Annotated in this window: 14 protein-coding genes; 9 read left to right on the forward strand and 5 right to left on the reverse strand. The window is 57.2% G+C overall.

Translation table 11 applies throughout. From position 1 onward, the window contains the following. The first annotated feature begins 1 nt into the window (after position 1). On the forward strand, positions 2-712 hold the full coding sequence (locus tag BM035_RS04565; protein ID WP_053113143.1) for an SIMPL domain-containing protein: 711 nt from the start codon (positions 2-4) through the stop codon (positions 710-712). A 9-nt stretch (positions 713-721) separates the two neighbouring features. Here the strand turns inward: BM035_RS04565 and BM035_RS04570 are convergent, their stop codons facing one another. After that, positions 722-1,789: a beta-N-acetylglucosaminidase domain-containing protein gene (locus BM035_RS04570; protein ID WP_008173310.1), complete on the reverse strand. Its 1,068-nt coding sequence runs from the start codon at positions 1,787-1,789 to the stop codon at positions 722-724. A 118-nt stretch (positions 1,790-1,907) separates the two neighbouring features. Between BM035_RS04570 and BM035_RS04575 the strand changes: the two genes are divergently transcribed. The 6 genes from BM035_RS04575 to BM035_RS04600 all read left to right on the forward strand — a co-directional run bounded on the left by BM035_RS04575 (position 1,908) and on the right by BM035_RS04600 (position 8,192). Beyond that, complete coding sequence (locus BM035_RS04575) at positions 1,908-2,366, forward strand: hypothetical protein (RefSeq protein ID WP_008173312.1); 459 nt, start codon at positions 1,908-1,910, stop codon at positions 2,364-2,366. 145 nt (positions 2,367-2,511) lie between these two features. Continuing rightward, the gene (locus tag BM035_RS04580) at positions 2,512-3,588 is read left to right on the forward strand and encodes a TRAP transporter substrate-binding protein (RefSeq protein WP_008173314.1); all 1,077 of its coding nucleotides are present in this window, start codon (positions 2,512-2,514) and stop codon (positions 3,586-3,588) included. A gap of 102 nt (positions 3,589-3,690) precedes the next feature. Continuing rightward, positions 3,691-4,236 carry a TRAP transporter small permease subunit gene (locus BM035_RS04585; RefSeq protein ID WP_008173316.1) on the forward strand — a complete coding sequence of 182 codons (546 nt, stop codon included), beginning with the start codon at positions 3,691-3,693 and terminating at the stop codon, positions 4,234-4,236. Next, positions 4,233-5,528 carry a TRAP transporter large permease gene (locus BM035_RS04590; protein ID WP_053113144.1) on the forward strand — a complete coding sequence of 432 codons (1,296 nt, stop codon included), beginning with the start codon at positions 4,233-4,235 and terminating at the stop codon, positions 5,526-5,528. Before BM035_RS04585 ends, BM035_RS04590 begins: the two co-directional genes overlap by 4 nt. Positions 5,529-5,754: 226 nt before the next feature. Next, the gene (locus tag BM035_RS04595) at positions 5,755-7,068 is read left to right on the forward strand and encodes an SAM-dependent methyltransferase (protein WP_053113145.1); all 1,314 of its coding nucleotides are present in this window, start codon (positions 5,755-5,757) and stop codon (positions 7,066-7,068) included. Then, on the forward strand, positions 7,068-8,192 hold the full coding sequence (locus BM035_RS04600; RefSeq protein WP_053113146.1) for an NAD(P)/FAD-dependent oxidoreductase: 1,125 nt from the start codon (positions 7,068-7,070) through the stop codon (positions 8,190-8,192). The genes BM035_RS04595 and BM035_RS04600 overlap by 1 nt, the downstream gene beginning before the upstream one ends. A 63-nt stretch (positions 8,193-8,255) precedes the next feature. Here BM035_RS04600 and BM035_RS04605 read toward each other — a convergent pair whose 3' ends face one another. Further along, the gene (locus BM035_RS04605; RefSeq protein WP_092030473.1) at positions 8,256-9,980 is read right to left on the reverse strand and encodes a choice-of-anchor I family protein; all 1,725 of its coding nucleotides are present in this window, start codon (positions 9,978-9,980) and stop codon (positions 8,256-8,258) included. A gap of 157 nt (positions 9,981-10,137) precedes the next feature. Next, positions 10,138-10,611 (reverse strand): Dps family protein, encoded by a 474-nt coding sequence (locus BM035_RS04610; RefSeq protein WP_014578457.1) that lies wholly within the window; start codon positions 10,609-10,611, stop codon positions 10,138-10,140. Between the two features lie 229 nt (positions 10,612-10,840). Between BM035_RS04610 and BM035_RS04615 the strand changes: the two genes are divergently transcribed. Next, positions 10,841-11,116, forward strand: coding sequence for a DUF2061 domain-containing protein (locus tag BM035_RS04615; RefSeq protein WP_175497340.1), 276 nt, complete (start codon positions 10,841-10,843; stop codon positions 11,114-11,116). 18 nt (positions 11,117-11,134) lie between these two features. On the opposite strand, the gene BM035_RS04620 is transcribed toward BM035_RS04615, so the two are convergent. Beyond that, a complete protein-coding gene (locus BM035_RS04620) occupies positions 11,135-12,577 on the reverse strand; it encodes a dihydrolipoyl dehydrogenase (protein ID WP_008173330.1) in 1,443 nt (480 codons plus the stop codon). 173 nt (positions 12,578-12,750) lie between these two features. On the opposite strand from BM035_RS04620, the gene BM035_RS04625 reads away from it, so the two are divergent. Then, positions 12,751-13,422, forward strand: a complete 672-nt coding sequence (locus BM035_RS04625; RefSeq protein ID WP_053113149.1) for a LysE family translocator — start codon at positions 12,751-12,753, stop codon at positions 13,420-13,422. Here BM035_RS04625 and BM035_RS04630 read toward each other — a convergent pair. Then, the gene (locus BM035_RS04630) at positions 13,367-14,419 is read right to left on the reverse strand and encodes a 3-deoxy-7-phosphoheptulonate synthase (RefSeq protein WP_014578460.1); all 1,053 of its coding nucleotides are present in this window, start codon (positions 14,417-14,419) and stop codon (positions 13,367-13,369) included. The two genes, BM035_RS04625 and BM035_RS04630, sit on opposite strands and share 56 nt — an antisense overlap. Positions 14,420-14,585: the final 166 nt, after the last annotated feature.

The raw sequence follows: 14,585 nt of genomic DNA on the forward strand, positions 1-14,585 counted from the left end.
CATGAAACTTTTTGCCTCAGTGATTCTCGGCGTCAGTGCCATCATTTCTGCCGCCCTGATTGGCAATGGCCTGACCGATCTGCGCACAGGCGACCGCTACGTGACCGTTAAAGGTGTGGCTGAACGGGAAGTGAATGCCGATCTGGCCCTGTGGCCGATCCGCTTTCTCGCCACCGGTGCGTCCCTGAGTGAAGCCCAGGAAAGGGCCAGAAGCAGCCGGGACGCGATCATGGCGTTCCTCAAACTGCAGGCCATTGACCAGAATGCGGTCGAACTCCAGCGCCTGGATGTCACCGATACCCGGGCCAACCCTTACCAGGCCAACAACGGAGAGCAGAAGTTCATCATCAGCCAGACGCTGATGGTACGCAGTACTGACATCGACCGAATCCGGCAGGCAGCCCAGGGTGTCAGTGAACTGGTGGACTCCGGAGTGGTGCTGTCTTCGGACTACGGCCCGTCCGGCCCGACGTACGTATTTAACGGGCTCAACGACATCAAGCCGGAGATGATTGCCGAGGCCACGGCATCGGCCCGGGAAGCTGCCGACCAGTTCGCCCAGGATGCAAAAGCGGAACTCGGGGGGCTGCGACGTGCCAATCAGGGCGTTTTCCAGATTCTGGCCCGGGATCAGGCGCCGGGCATCATGGAACAGCAACAGCCGGTAAAAACCGTCCGGGTAGTCTCAACCGTCGAATATTACCTTCGCTAGCCCAACCGCCTACTGCGTGGCCACCATCTCATCGGTCACCTGATATTCACCCGCCAGCCAGCGCAGAATCTCGTTGGCTGCAGGGTGGTCAAAGGCATCGTAGGTATGCTGAAGGCTCTGGCGCTTTTCATCACTGATCCGGCCCAAGCCAGCGTCTTGCAGCACCAGTAAATCCGCATGCAGCTGCGCTGCCAACTCCCTGCCCAGCACCTCGCGGGCGACATGGCGGAATGCCTGGCCGTATTGATAGGAGGGTCCCAGGCGGTAGGACTCCGCCAGCGTGATAGCCGGGATGGCCGTCAGCGTTGGCTGCAGGGCCGGATTGATACCATGGCCGGCAAGGTGCGCCGCGTTGGCCGCCGGTCGCCCGGTGAAGGCTCGCAGGTGCAGATGTTGCGACATCCGGTCGCCGTCGTTGACCGGGTAGTTGTCCCAGAGCACCGGCTTGCGGCCAAGCAGGTCTCCGACACGTTTCAGATGGCCGGGTGACACTTCCCGGGAACACACTTCCTCTCCGGTCCAGAACACGTTCACCGAGTGGTCCAGCTTGCGCCCGAGCGTCTCCAGATAATCCGCCGGACGCTCCCCGAACACGCGGTCGAGAACCGGATCATCGGAATAATAGCTGGGACAGACACTCAGCTGTTTGATTGAAGTACGGTCACGGACCCAGTGCACAATGTCCGTCTGGGTACCGGCAAGGTCCGGAGTGTCTGACCGCATGTCATCGAACAGAATCGCCAGCTCATCTATCCCGATGCGCTCCAGCAGGGCGAGTTTTTCTGCCAGCGACGCCCTGGCTTCGTCGTCAAACCGGTTGAACACCTCGAACGGACTCAGGCCGACACCAAAACGAACGCCTTCGTTACGGCAAAAGCGAGAGAAATCGGCCAGCTCCGCGGCCATCGCCGGCGGGTGCGGCTGCTGCCACTTCCGACGCAGAAAAACATCCGCCTTCGGGGCATAGAGATAAAATCCGTAACCATGGGGCGCCAGGGTGCGAACCAGTTGCCGCCGCTCCTGCCAGGTCCACATGGGGCCGTAAAATCCTTCAATGATGCCGAGTGTCGTTGCCATGGCCGATTTCCGCTCCGCTGGTTCCCGGGCCCGGTTCAGGTACCCTGTAATCTCCAAGTTTGACTAGACTTACCGGTAAAGCCAACTACAACCGAACTGCCCGACAAGGAGCAACTCAATGGAAATAAAAACGTTCGAGGATCTCATCGAATGGACGAGGCAACTGCACGCGCATCTTGCAAGGTGCCTGAAAGAGTCCGCCAAGCTCAACAACGACGAGCGAGCCAGCGCCCTCCTCGACTACCTGTCCAGCCACGAAACCATTCTCGAGAAAGCCGTACGGGAATTCGAGAAACAGGCTGATCCGAAGGCTCTCAATACCCGCATGTACGACTACCTGAACCACAAACCAATTAGGGCCAGTGCTGACTCCTACACGCACTACGCGTCAATGAGCTTTCAGGATATTGCCAGGGAAATCTTCCAGTTCCACGACCAGGTGATGGATCTCTACGATTCCCTGATTGGCAAGGCAGAGATTCCCGAGGCCAAGGCATTGCTTGAGGATCTGCTTTCCCTCGAAGAGCACGAGGCCATGCGACTGTCGAGCCAGATCAGCCGCATGGACGACATCTGATCCGCCGTACGACCAAGGTCGTACACCAAGCGGTTTTTGATTTCGTTTGTTAACGATAATTGCTAACGTGAACTAGCATTAAGAGTGATTTTCCCCAAAAGGGGAGACGCTCGACCCACAAAAAAGATAAGAGGATAGAAGAGCAATGAAGATCCGTTCTGTTCTTTCCGCGGCTGTGCTGGCTGTGGCAACAACCTTTGCCTCCTCGCAGGCGCTCGCCCAAGATACCTTCACACTCCGCCTTGCAGAAACCTGGGGGCCAAACTTCCCGATTTTCGGTGACACCACCAAGCGTTTTGCCGAAACCGTCGAGAAAATGTCTGACGGACGCCTGAAAGTCCGCATCGATTCCGCCAACAAGCACAAAGCCCCGCTGGGCGTGTTTGATATGGTCAAGGCTGGTCAGTACGACATGGGCCATTCCGCATCCTACTACTGGAAAGGCAAGGTTCCAGAGACCCTGTTCTTCACCAGTATGCCGTTTGGCATGAACGCCATGGAACAGTACGCCTGGTTCTACCACGGCGGTGGCATGGAGCTGATGCAGGAAGTCTACGAGCCGCACAACATGCTGTCGTTCCCGGGCGGTAACACCGGCGTTCAGATGGGCGGCTGGTTTCGCAAGGAAATTAACTCGCTGGAAGACCTTCAGGGTCTGAAAATGCGCATCCCTGGCTTCGCTGGTGAAGTGTTCGCAGAAGTTGGCGTTAACCCGACCAACATCGCCCCGGGCGAGCTTTACACTGCTCTGGAACGCAACACCATCGATGCTGTTGAGTGGGTAGGTCCTGCCCTGGACTTGCGTCTCGGCTTCCAGCAGATCGCCGACTACTACTATACCGGCTGGCACGAGCCTGCGACCGAACTCCAGTTCCTTGTGAACAAGCGGGTTTGGGACAAGCTGCCAGCGGACCTGCAGGAGATCATGCGTGTTGCCATGCGCACTGCGTCCTACGACATGCTGGTTCACTCCCAGCACGCCAACGCAGAAGCTTGGGCTAATATTCGCGAAGAGTACCCGAATGTCCAGATCAAGCGTTTCCCAGACGAAATCTTTGACGCCATGTACGAAGCCAACAACAAGCTGCTGAAAGAAGCAGCTGCTGAAAGCGATATGGCTGCCAAGATTATCGACTCCCAGCAGAACTATCTTGAGCAGAGCCGCGCTTACACCAACATTTCTGAGCGCGCCTACCTCAACACTATGGCTGAAGTCGAGTAAGATATAGGCTTTAACGGAGCCGGGATCGCTCTCTGAGTGATCCCGGTTTTGTCGTTTATAGCAACGGATAAAAGCGCCAGTCCGTCTGGCGGGGGATCATCAATGCGGTGGATTATCAAACTGGACGACGGGCTTGCCCGGCTGTCCATCTTCTGTGGCTGGGTTGCCTGTGTCGCGATGATACTGATGGCAGCCAACGTCTTTTACGACGTAGTGGCCCGATACGCTTTTAACAACGTTTCAATCGGCATGCAGGAAATGGAGTGGCACCTCTATTCTGTGGTGTTCCTGCTGGGTATTCCCTACGCATTGCGCACGGATGGTCATGTTCGGGTCGACGTTTTCTACACCAAATGGAGCAACAAGGCCAAGGCCTGGGTCAACCTTGTTGGCGCCTTCATTTTCGTCATTCCCTTCGCTTATCTGATCGGCATTTACGGCTACGATTTCGCCCTCGACTCTTACAGCATGGGTGAAGGTAGCGGTGATCCGGGCGGGCTGCCGCACCGATGGATTATCAAATCCGTTATCCCTGTCAGTGCCGTCTTCATCGGTATTGCCGGCCTCAATATGGCGACTTACGCCGTACGAGTGATGGCGGGGGACAAGGAGTATGAAGGTGAACACAGCGGAGGAGGCCTCGCATGATCGGTATGATTATGTTCGGTGTGGCCCTGCTGATGCTGATGCTGGGCTTCCCGGTTGCATTCACCTTCGGTGGCGTTGCGCTGTTTTTCGGAATTTTCGCCGAGGGCATGGATCTCTTTGCCTTCATGCCCTATCGCATCATGAGCGTGATGCAGAACACCGTTCTGATGGCAGTACCGCTGTTTATCTTCATGGGCGTGGTGCTCCAACGCACCAGGCTGGCGGAACAACTTCTGACCTCCATGGGCCGTCTGTTCGGTGGCCTGCCCGGTGGCCTGGCTATCTCGACGATTCTGGTCGGTGCACTGCTGGCCGCCTCTACCGGTGTTGTAGGCGCCAGCGTGGTTGCCATGGGTCTGATCTCGCTGCCGGTCATGCTGGCGCATAAATACGACAAGAGACTGGCCACCGGTACCATCTGTGCGTCCGGCACCCTCGGTCAGATCGTGCCGCCATCCATCATCCTTATTATTCTGGGCGATGTCCTTGGCCTTCCGGTTGGGGATCTGTTCAAGGCCGCGGTCTGGCCCGGCGTTGTGTTGGTGGGGCTTTACATCATCTACATCCTGGTGCTGACCAGACTGAAACCTGAAACCGCGCCGGCCATGCCGGATGAGCCAGGCGTGTCCCGTAAAAAGGAAGTCTTCAATGCGCTGTTGGCGATCATCCCGCCGCTGGCACTGATTGTGGTGGTTCTGGGCTCGATCTTCACCGGCATTGCCACGCCAACCGAGTCATCCGCTCTTGGCGGGGTTGGCGCCGTGGTTCTGGCCATCATCTACCGCCAGTTTTCCTTCAAGATGGTATGGGATGCATCCAAGGATACTGTGAAGGTGACCGCCATGGTCTTCGCGATCCTGATCGGTGCAACAGCCTTCTCCATGGTGTTCAGCTACACCGGCGGCGACTATCTGCTGGAAGAATGGTTGCTCCAGCTGCCCGGCGAGAAGTGGGGCTTCATCATTCTGGCCATGGTGGTCATTCTGGTATTGGGTTTCTTCATCGACTTCGTTGAAATCTCTTTCATCATCGTGCCGATCCTTGCCCCGGTGGCGGAAGCTATGGGCATCAACATGCTCTGGTTCGCCATCCTGATCGCCATGAACCTGCAAACGAGCTTCCTTACGCCACCGTTCGGGTTCTCGTTGTTCTACCTCAAAGGCGTCGCACCGCCGGGAGTGCGAACGACCGATATTTATAAAGGCGTACTGCCCTTCATCCTGATACAGATGTTCGTGCTGGCGCTGATTGTGATTTTCCCTGAATGGTTTGGTATGAGCTCCTCATACTGACCCGAATAATGCCGGGCCCCTGGGCCCGGCATTTTTTTATCCGCCTATTTTCGCTCTTCGCTATCCTTCCAATAGTTTTCCTCTATTTTCAGCCAACCTGACAAAATCTCACTGTTTTCTATACTGAACGGACAACCGGCGATTCTCAGACTGGTATTCGGGAACCCTGGCGCGCGCGCATCGACAAAAACATTGATGTTGAGGTTATCAAGGGAGAGCGGAGTCCATGAACCAGAGCACTGCCCAGAAAACCCGTGACAACGGGCAAGAATCCAAAAGCCATGTTCTGACCCTGCCACTGGAAAATACCCACGTGGACCGGTCACCGCACACTTACGAGCGCTGGCTGATCGCCAAGCTCATGCGGATGGCGGGATCACCGCCGCTGCGCTTCCGGCTCTGGAACGGCGATGTGATCGAACCGGAGGGTCAACACGCGCAGTTCACCCTGCATCTGACCGACCCCAAAGCCCTTTACGCGCTGGTAACCAATCCCAACCTGGCGTTCGGAGACCTCTACAGCGCCGGTCGCCTGGAGGTGGAAGGTGACCTGCCGGACCTGATGGAAACCCTCTACCGGTCCGTTCACCAGGCGCGTCAGAAGTGGCCGAAATGGCTGGAGGCCCTGTGGCGCAACCACAACCCCCGATCCACCGGCATCCCGGAAGCCAAGGAAAACATTCACCATCACTATGATCTGGGCAACGAGTTCTATCAGCTCTGGCTGGACAGCGCCGAAATGCAGTACACCTGCGCCTACTACGAGACGCCGGATCTGAGCCTTGAACAGGCCCAGCTAGCCAAACTCGAGCACGTTTGCCGCAAACTCCGGTTAAAGCCCGGCATGACGGTGGTCGAGGCCGGCTGCGGCTGGGGTGGCCTGGCCCGCTACATGGCCCGCAATTACGGCGTGAAGGTCCACTCCTACAACATCTCCAGGGAACAACTCGCATTTGCCCGAGAAGAAGCTCGCAAGCAGGAACTCGATCATCTGGTGGAGTATATCGAGGACGATTACCGGAACATCAGGGGGCAATACGACGCCTTCGTATCCATCGGCATGCTCGAACATGTGGGCAAGGAGAATTACGAGGCCCTGTCCGAGTTGATCAAACGCAGCCTCAAGCCTGACGGCATTGCCCTGCTGCATAGCATTGGCCGCAACCGCCCGATGCTGATGAACGCATGGATCGAGAAACGCATCTTCCCGGGTGCCTATCCGCCGAGCATCGGCGAATTCATGCAAATCTGTGAGCACGGCGATTTTTCAGTCCTGGACGTCGAGAACCTGCGCCTGCATTACGCCCAGACCCTGAGTCACTGGATGGAGCGCTTCAACCAGAACGAGGACAAGGTCACTGCCATGTACGACGGCCACTTCACCCGGGCCTGGCGCATGTATCTGGCCGGTTCCATCGCCGCCTTCCGGGCAGGTTCTCTGCAGCTGTTCCAGGTGGTCTTCAGCCATGGCGACAATAACCAACTTCCCCGGAACAGACGGGATCTTTACGACTTTCCTGCGGCACCCGAGGAGGCCTGATGGACTACTACGACCTGATCATCGTTGGAGCCGGCCCGGCCGGATCCACCCTGGCCAGCGCCCTCGAAAACAGCGGCAAAAAAGTGCTGATCATTGATAAACAGAATTTCCCCAGGGACAAAACCTGCGCAGGCTGGGTTACGCCTGCCGTGATGGAGACCCTGAGCATTGACCCGGAGGAATACTCCCGCGGGCGAACCCTGCAACCCATCCGGCGGTTTCGCATCGGGATGATGGGCCAGCCGGCCGTGGAGAACGATCACGGCGACGTAGTCAGCTATGGTATTCGCCGGTGTGAATTTGACGACTACCTGCTCAGCCGCGTCAACGCTCCGAAACAGCTGGCCACGCCGGTCAAATCCATCGTTCGTAAAGACGGCAACTGGGTCGTCAATGACACCTGGGAAGCGCCTCTTATTGTCGGTGCCGGCGGTCACTTCTGCCCGGTTGCGCGATTGTTGGGGGATGGCCCCGGTGGCCATGAAACCGTTGTGGCGGCCAAAGAGGTTGAATTTGAAATGACACCGGACCAGGCTTCAGCCTGCCTGGCCCGGGGCGATACGCCCGAACTCTGGTTCTGTCGGGACCTGAAGGGCTATGCCTGGGTGTTCCGTAAGGGCAATTTCCTGAATATTGGCCTGGGCCGGGAAGACAACCACAAGCTGACAGGGCATCTGGAAGCGTTTGTCGAGGAAATGAAATCCACCGGCCGGATTCCACAAGACCTGCCCGGACGCTTCAAGGGCCACGCCTATCTGCTCTACGCCCATGCCGACAGACCCCTGGTGGACGACGGTGTGATGCTGATTGGCGACGCCGCTGGCCTTGCCTACACCCAGAGTGGCGAGGGTATACGGCCGGCGATCGAATCCGCCCTTCTGGCAGCCGATGTGATTGGCGAGGCCACCGACTACTCAGCCTCCTCCCTGCAGATTTACGGTGATGCCATTGCCGAACGCTTCGGCACTCGCGCCTCCGAGCCAGACCAGGGCTGGCAGGTTCCTGACTGGGTCAAGATGCCTCTGGCCAGCAGCCTGATGCGCTCCCACTGGTTTACCCGCAAGGTGGTTACAGAGAAGTGGTTCCTGCACCAGGAGGTGCCACCGTTGAAAGTTGCTGTCTGAGGCGAAAAGCAAAACCCGGGAGCACCTATCATGATGCTTCCGGGTTTCTTTCAGGGTCAGAACTCAGTTTGCAGTCAGTTCAATTACGTCGATGCTGTACAGCGTCGTGGTGCCGCTCACTTCGTTGCCAACCGCCAGCATTGGCTTACCGCTGGGGCTGTCATCCGCAGAAATGAACGCCAGGCCTTCCGGTCCAAGATCACCGGCCATACCCGCCTCCAGATCCGCCTGGGATACCGAAAAATCTCGATTATTCAGATATTGGACAAACTCCGGATTCTGGGGATTAGTAACGTTGTAGACCATGATGCCGCCAACTCGCTCCAATCCAATAAACGCGAAAGTCTGGCCATTGATTATGCCTACGGCCACCGCCTCCGGCTCAGGGCCCTTGTCGTCCGATCGATTGTCGAAGGAATTTTCGTCATTGTTGCCGTTGAAGTTGTCGGGGATCAGGCTAGCGGTGACTCGTTCGAATTCGCTGCCGCTGTCGAAAACACGCTGGCCGTCAGCGCTCCAGATACTGAATGAGCGTGCCCCATAGCTGTACAGGGTGTCGTATTCGCAGCTGTTTTCCACGTAGAACTTGACGTCGTCCACGTCCACATTGGTGTCACCGTTCAGGTCGCCGAGTTCAGCGGGCAGCTGTGATGGGTCGCAGCCGTTGCTGATGCCCATGGTGGAGGTGGTGTTGAGACGACCCAGGTTTTCGTCATCCAACAGATTGGTTATGGCCGCCAGCTCACCGGCTGGGTTCAAGGTCAGGTCGCCCATGCGGAATTCTTCGGTCCAGCCATCGTAATCCCGCGAATCACCCTCGTTGGCGGTGATGTAGTAGGTTTTACCGTTGTAGCCGTAGCTTGCGATGGCGTCGGGCATGTACATGCCTTTCACTGGCCAGTTGCGAATGTTGATACCGCTGTCACGGTTGCTGGCGTCCAGTTCGTTGCCGATGATGCTGTGGTCCTTGAAGCCAAGCGGCACGATGGCCGTGATTTCACCGGCAGCGATGTCCAGTTCGGCAACGGCGTTATTTTCCTGCAGGGCCACCCAGGCTTTGGTGTTGTCGATGGATACGGCTATGTATTCCGGCTCCATGTCCTGGGCCAGTGTGGCGCCTGGGCCGAAGACCCGCAGGCCCGCGGTTACCAGGTCGGCCTGGTCAGCATTGAAACCGGTGAAATCGGCGGTGGTCACGGTGGCAGACGCTACGCCGTTGGACAGATCAATAATGCTGACTGAGCCTTCAGGATCGACGCTATAGTCGTCACTCGGCTCGCCTTCGTTGGCAACCAGCACTTTCATGCCATCACGCGTGAAGGTCACCATGTCGGGCAGCGCGCCAACCACAACTTCACCAACTTTGTTGAGGTCCGTGCTGTTGTAGAACACAACCTTGCCATTTGCCTGCTTGTTCTCGGCTTCAATGGCCACTGCCACAAGATCACCATAAACCGCGACGCTATTTGCAGCAGCACCCTCAGCTGTGGCGTCAATCGTGCTCAGTTTCACAGGCATCGCTGGATCATTGATATCGAGCACATCGATCGTACTGGCGAGGGCATTCACTACGAATAGTCGCTGATTCGAGGGGTCGTGGGCGACAATCTCGGCAGCACTCTCGTCAAAAACCTCTCCTTCCGCCTGATAGGAGCCCACCACATTCAGCTCAATGAGCGTCTGACTGGTGCCAGGTGCACCGTCTGTGCCGTCGTCGCCGTCACAGCCGGCAAGGCCGAGAACTGTTGCCAGTATGGCGGTACCAAGGAGGGATTTACGCAGTTCCATATTCGCCTCGTCTTTTAAAGTGTGTTGGTTCACGACACACGTTATTGAGGCAAGGTGACATAACTGCGTCAGACAGAAGACAATCTGATGACAAACGCATTGCAGCGACAAAAAAATGGCGACCCCGCAGGGTCGCCATTCATTCAGCGCACTCGGCTCAGTGACCGAGGTAGCTGCGATACATCCACACCGTCTTCTCTTGCTGGGAGATATAGTCGCTCATCAGGGCAACGGTACCCTCGTCGTCCGCTTCACCGGCCAGACTGAGCAGTGTCCGCTGTTTGCCGATCAGCTTGGCAAAACTTTCGACAATGTTGTCCATCGCTTCCTTGCCGTCGGAAACATCTTTTCGCTCCGGCACTTCCGAACGCTCTATGTAGGTACTGTAGGCATGAGCCGGGCGATGGCCCAGCGTCAGAACCCGCTCTGCAATCTCGTCGATCTTGAGTAGCAGATCGTCGTAGAGCTCCTCGAACTTTACATGCAGCTCAAAGAAGTTGTCGCCTTTGATGTTCCAGTGGTAGCCGCGAACATTCATATAAAAGATCTGATAGTTGGACAGCAGATCATTCAGGGAATCAGCAAGCTTTGCCGTTTTCTCGGTATCAAGACCAATGAAATTCTTACCCATAACGCTTCTCCTTCGCGGTTATATAACAGGTTTATATATGAATATACGCCTGATCGGCGGACGTCAGGAAGTTTAGTTTGCTAATCTCGATGATAGGATTGATGAATGACACTATAGAAGAAGAAATAAAGATAGCCCTAACCTATCAATCATCTAAGTACATTTCATTTAACAATCATTCTCACCCGGCGTCTAATGATCGCATTAAAGAACGACACCGGAGACAATCATGAGCGCGTTAAAACTATTCGTACACAACCATGGCACGAATGGCGACCAGTCGCTGATAAAGACGGTAACGTTCGCCCTCACCCATTTTACCGTCGCTTTTACCGTGGCTTACCTGCTCACTGGTGACCTGCTCATCGGAAGCCTCATAGCCATGGTGGAACCGGCCATCAACACGGTTGCCTATTTCTTCCACGAAAAGATCTGGGCGCGGCGCCAGCGAAATGCAAGGGTTCCAGAGGGAACACTGAGCGAGGCGAGGCCTCATATCTGTTGATTCCTTTTAAGGGCCGGCTCAGACACCCGGCCCGCAATCGGTGCAACCCTCCTCTGGCGCCGGTCCGATGCTGAGGTTGCGGTTCAGGTCCTTGAGCGCGGTCCTCAGGCCTTCTTCGATAACCGGATGATAAAACGGCATTTCCAGCATCTCGGTGACGGTCAGCCTTCGCTGGGCAGACCATGCGAGCAGGTGGGCAATATGCTCCGCGGCCGGACCAAACATCTCTGCGCCCATGAACAGGCCGCTTCCATGCTCTCCATAAACTCTGAGTAGGCCCCGGTTCTTGCCGATAACCCGACTGCGGCCCTGATCCTCGAAGGACACCTCTCCAACGGCGAAACAGCCGCGGCAGCGCTCATCAACCTGGTGAATCGTCAGCCCCACCGTCGCAATCTGCGGATCGGTGAAGACCACGGCCAACGGCGTGCGGCGAAGCCCGGTTCGCACATCCGGGTATGACCCGGCGTTATCGCCCGCGATCCGGCCCTCGTCGGCTGCCTCATGCAACAGCGGCAGACTGTTATTGGCATCGCCTGCGATAAATATGTGGCTCTGGCCACAGCGCAGGGTATGGGGATCAAACAGGGGCCCTCCCTTTTTATCCAGCTCAATACCGGCGTTCTGGATATCCAGCCCGTCGACGTTAGGACGACGCCCGGTAGCCGCCAGCAGGTAATCGAAGGTTTCCGTCGTTGCACCGGCGTTGCCACTCTCAAAGGTAATGGCAACGCCCTCTTCAACACGTTCAACCTTCTTTACATCCGAATCCGGATCCAGAGGAAATTCTTCATTAAACGTTTTCAGCGCGTAATTCCGGATGGTTTCATCCTGGATAGGACCAACCGAACCGCCAACCCCGAACATACGGACACGCACACCCAGCCTGCTCAGGGCCTGGCCCAACTCCAGACCAATCACCCCCGGGCCAAAGACTGCCACCGAATCGGGAAGATCCTGCCATTCGAAGATATCGTCGTTTACAACCAGCCGATCCTTGGCATCTTTCAGGAACCCGGGAACATTGGGTCGGGAGCCAGTGGCGATGATGATACGCCCCGCCTCAACCTCGACATTGCCGTCGACGACCAGACGATTCGGGCTGGCAAACCGGGCGTGGCCTTCCATTCGATGCGCATCCGGAAACTTCTCGACCGAATCAATCACCGAAGCAACAAAGCGGTCCCGTTCGCTTCGCACCCTTTCCATCACCCGCTTTCCGTCGATCCTGATATCCCCGGCAGACACGCCGAAAAGCTCACCAAGCTGCATCTGATGAGCGTTATCAGCGGCCGCGATCAACAACTTGCTCGGCATACACCCGACTCTGGCGCAGGTGGTTCCATAATGGCCGCCTTCGATCAGCACAACCTTGTCGGTTAGTTTGCGCACGCGCTGGTAAGCCACCATACCGGCGGTTCCAGCTCCGATAATGGCAACGTCTACGGTTCGCTTTTCCATACAAGGGTCTCCTGACAGGCATTCCCGGAATCGGGAACAGGGAAGATTGGGACGGCTGTGCCCCCAGTATAGAAGCCGTGACAAGTTTCACCCACACGATGAAAAACGCACCGATTCCGCCTATGCTGTCAGACTTTTCAGGCAACGGACGTCTCAACGGAGGAATTGGGAAGATGCAGAGTTACTGGCCGGAATTTCTGACGGTAGCCTTTGTCCACCTGCTGGCAGTGGCCAGTCCCGGGCCGGACTTTGCCGTGATGCTCAGACAGGCTCTGTGCCAGACCCGGCGAAACGCGCTGCTAAGCGCCATTGGTATCGGCGGGGGCATTCTGGTGCATGTGTGTTATTCACTGCTGGGCATTGGCCTGCTGATCCAGCAATCGATCGTGCTCTTCAATGTTCTCAAGGTGCTGGGGGCACTTTACCTTGCCTGGATTGCCGTCCAGTGCCTGCGGGCAAGGGCCGGCGGCATTCATGTGGAACAGGATCCGACGGGTGGACAGTCCGGTATCGCAGCCCTGCGATTGGGCTTTCTGACCAACGCGTTGAACCCCAAGGCAACGCTGTTCTTTGTGTCCCTTTTCTCTGTTGTGATCAGCCCAGGCACACCCATTGTGCTCCAGGCCGGCTATGGCATTTACATGGCCCTGGCCACGGCACTCTGGTTCGCCATGGTTGCCATTTTCTTTACCCTGCCCCGCGTCCGCCGCGGGTTTAACCGGTTCGGGCACTGGCTCGACCGGCTGATGGGCGGCGTTCTCCTGTTGCTGGCCGGACAGCTACTGCTGTCTACAGTGAGCGGATCAGAGCCTCCGTCTGCGCCCATCCAAGACACGGATCGGTGATCGAACAGCCGTAGCGCAGATCTTCGCCGTCGTCCTGACGCCCCGGCTCCAGGAAGCTTTCCAGCATCAGACCCCGGATATGGTGGTTACCGGCGCGGCGCTGCGCCATCACGTCCTGGGCAATATCCAGCTGTCGTTCTGACTGCTTGCAGGCGTTGTCGTGACTGCAGTCCACCATGACGGCTGTGGACAATCCCGCCTCTGCCAGGGCGCCCACGGCCTGCTCAATGCTGGCCGCATCGTAATTGGTGATACCGCGGCCACCGCGCAACACCAGATGGGTGTCGGGGTTGCCCCGGGTGGTAATCATCACCGGCGCGCCTGTTGCCGAAACCCCAAGATGATGATGGGGATGGGACGCCGACTTCATGGCATTGGTAGCGACAGCGATACCACCATCGGTGCCATTCTTGAAGCCGGTCGGCATGGGTAGCCCACTGACTATCTCCCGATGCACCTGCGACTCGGTGGTTCGGGCACCAATAGCCGTCCAGCTCACCAGATCCCCGAGGTAATCCATGGCGAACGGGCTCAGGGCTTCGGTGGCCAGTGGCAGCCCCATGGCAGCCAGATTCAGGAGCAGGCGGCGGGAGCGACGCAGACCCTCATGCAGATCGCCTGCACCCGTGCGCTCGGGGTCGTACAACAGCCCTTTCCAACCCACCGTGGTCCGCGGCTTTTCCAGGTAGGCCCGCATAACGATAAGGAAGCGATCACTGACTTCATCCGCCAGGGCTTTCAGCTTTTCCCCGTATTCGAGTGCGGCCACCTCATCGTGGATGGAGCAGGGCCCCATGACGATCAGCGTTCTCGTGTCGCTGCCCTGCAGAATCCGCCGGATTGCCTGCCGGTGTTCATCGACCTGCCGGACAATGTCGTCGCTGGCCGGCATCTGAAGTTTGAGCTCCGCCGGCGTTGGCAGAACCACTTCTTCCCGGTGGGTGGCCGGTGATCCGACTACCTGGTGTGTCAGTTCAGTGTTCAAGGACATATTCATGTCAGTGCTTCCGTTTCCCTGCGTCAGAATCAAAAAAGCCCCGGCTGGTGGGCTACCAGTCGGGGCTTTTCGAGTCCGGTGGCAGCCTGGGTTTTCTGCCGGGCTGCCTTCCTCGTTATTCGTTCGATGAAGATCCTATGGGCGGCCCCGGCTCTGGCTAAAATAA

Source organism: Marinobacter sp. DSM 26671 (assembly GCF_900112835.1).
Lineage (GTDB): Bacteria > Pseudomonadota > Gammaproteobacteria > Pseudomonadales > Oleiphilaceae > Marinobacter > Marinobacter flavimaris.

What these genes read in the sequence shown, in the direction of transcription:
- BM035_RS04565 (WP_053113143.1), top strand. Translation starts at nt 2, where the DNA reads ATGAAACTTTTTGCCTCAGTGATTCTCGGCGTCAGTGCCATCATTTCT.
- BM035_RS04570 (WP_008173310.1), bottom strand. Translation starts at nt 1,789, where the DNA reads ATGGCAACGACACTCGGCATCATTGAAGGATTTTACGGCCCCATGTGG.
- BM035_RS04575 (WP_008173312.1), top strand. Translation starts at nt 1,908, where the DNA reads ATGGAAATAAAAACGTTCGAGGATCTCATCGAATGGACGAGGCAACTG.
- BM035_RS04580 (WP_008173314.1), top strand. Translation starts at nt 2,512, where the DNA reads ATGAAGATCCGTTCTGTTCTTTCCGCGGCTGTGCTGGCTGTGGCAACA.
- BM035_RS04585 (WP_008173316.1), top strand. Translation starts at nt 3,691, where the DNA reads ATGCGGTGGATTATCAAACTGGACGACGGGCTTGCCCGGCTGTCCATC.
- BM035_RS04590 (WP_053113144.1), top strand. Translation starts at nt 4,233, where the DNA reads ATGATCGGTATGATTATGTTCGGTGTGGCCCTGCTGATGCTGATGCTG.
- BM035_RS04595 (WP_053113145.1), top strand. Translation starts at nt 5,755, where the DNA reads ATGAACCAGAGCACTGCCCAGAAAACCCGTGACAACGGGCAAGAATCC.
- BM035_RS04600 (WP_053113146.1), top strand. Translation starts at nt 7,068, where the DNA reads ATGGACTACTACGACCTGATCATCGTTGGAGCCGGCCCGGCCGGATCC.
- BM035_RS04605 (WP_092030473.1), bottom strand. Translation starts at nt 9,980, where the DNA reads ATGGAACTGCGTAAATCCCTCCTTGGTACCGCCATACTGGCAACAGTT.
- BM035_RS04610 (WP_014578457.1), bottom strand. Translation starts at nt 10,611, where the DNA reads ATGGGTAAGAATTTCATTGGTCTTGATACCGAGAAAACGGCAAAGCTT.
- BM035_RS04615 (WP_175497340.1), top strand. Translation starts at nt 10,841, where the DNA reads ATGAGCGCGTTAAAACTATTCGTACACAACCATGGCACGAATGGCGAC.
- BM035_RS04620 (WP_008173330.1), bottom strand. Translation starts at nt 12,577, where the DNA reads ATGGAAAAGCGAACCGTAGACGTTGCCATTATCGGAGCTGGAACCGCC.
- BM035_RS04625 (WP_053113149.1), top strand. Translation starts at nt 12,751, where the DNA reads ATGCAGAGTTACTGGCCGGAATTTCTGACGGTAGCCTTTGTCCACCTG.
- BM035_RS04630 (WP_014578460.1), bottom strand. Translation starts at nt 14,419, where the DNA reads ATGAATATGTCCTTGAACACTGAACTGACACACCAGGTAGTCGGATCA.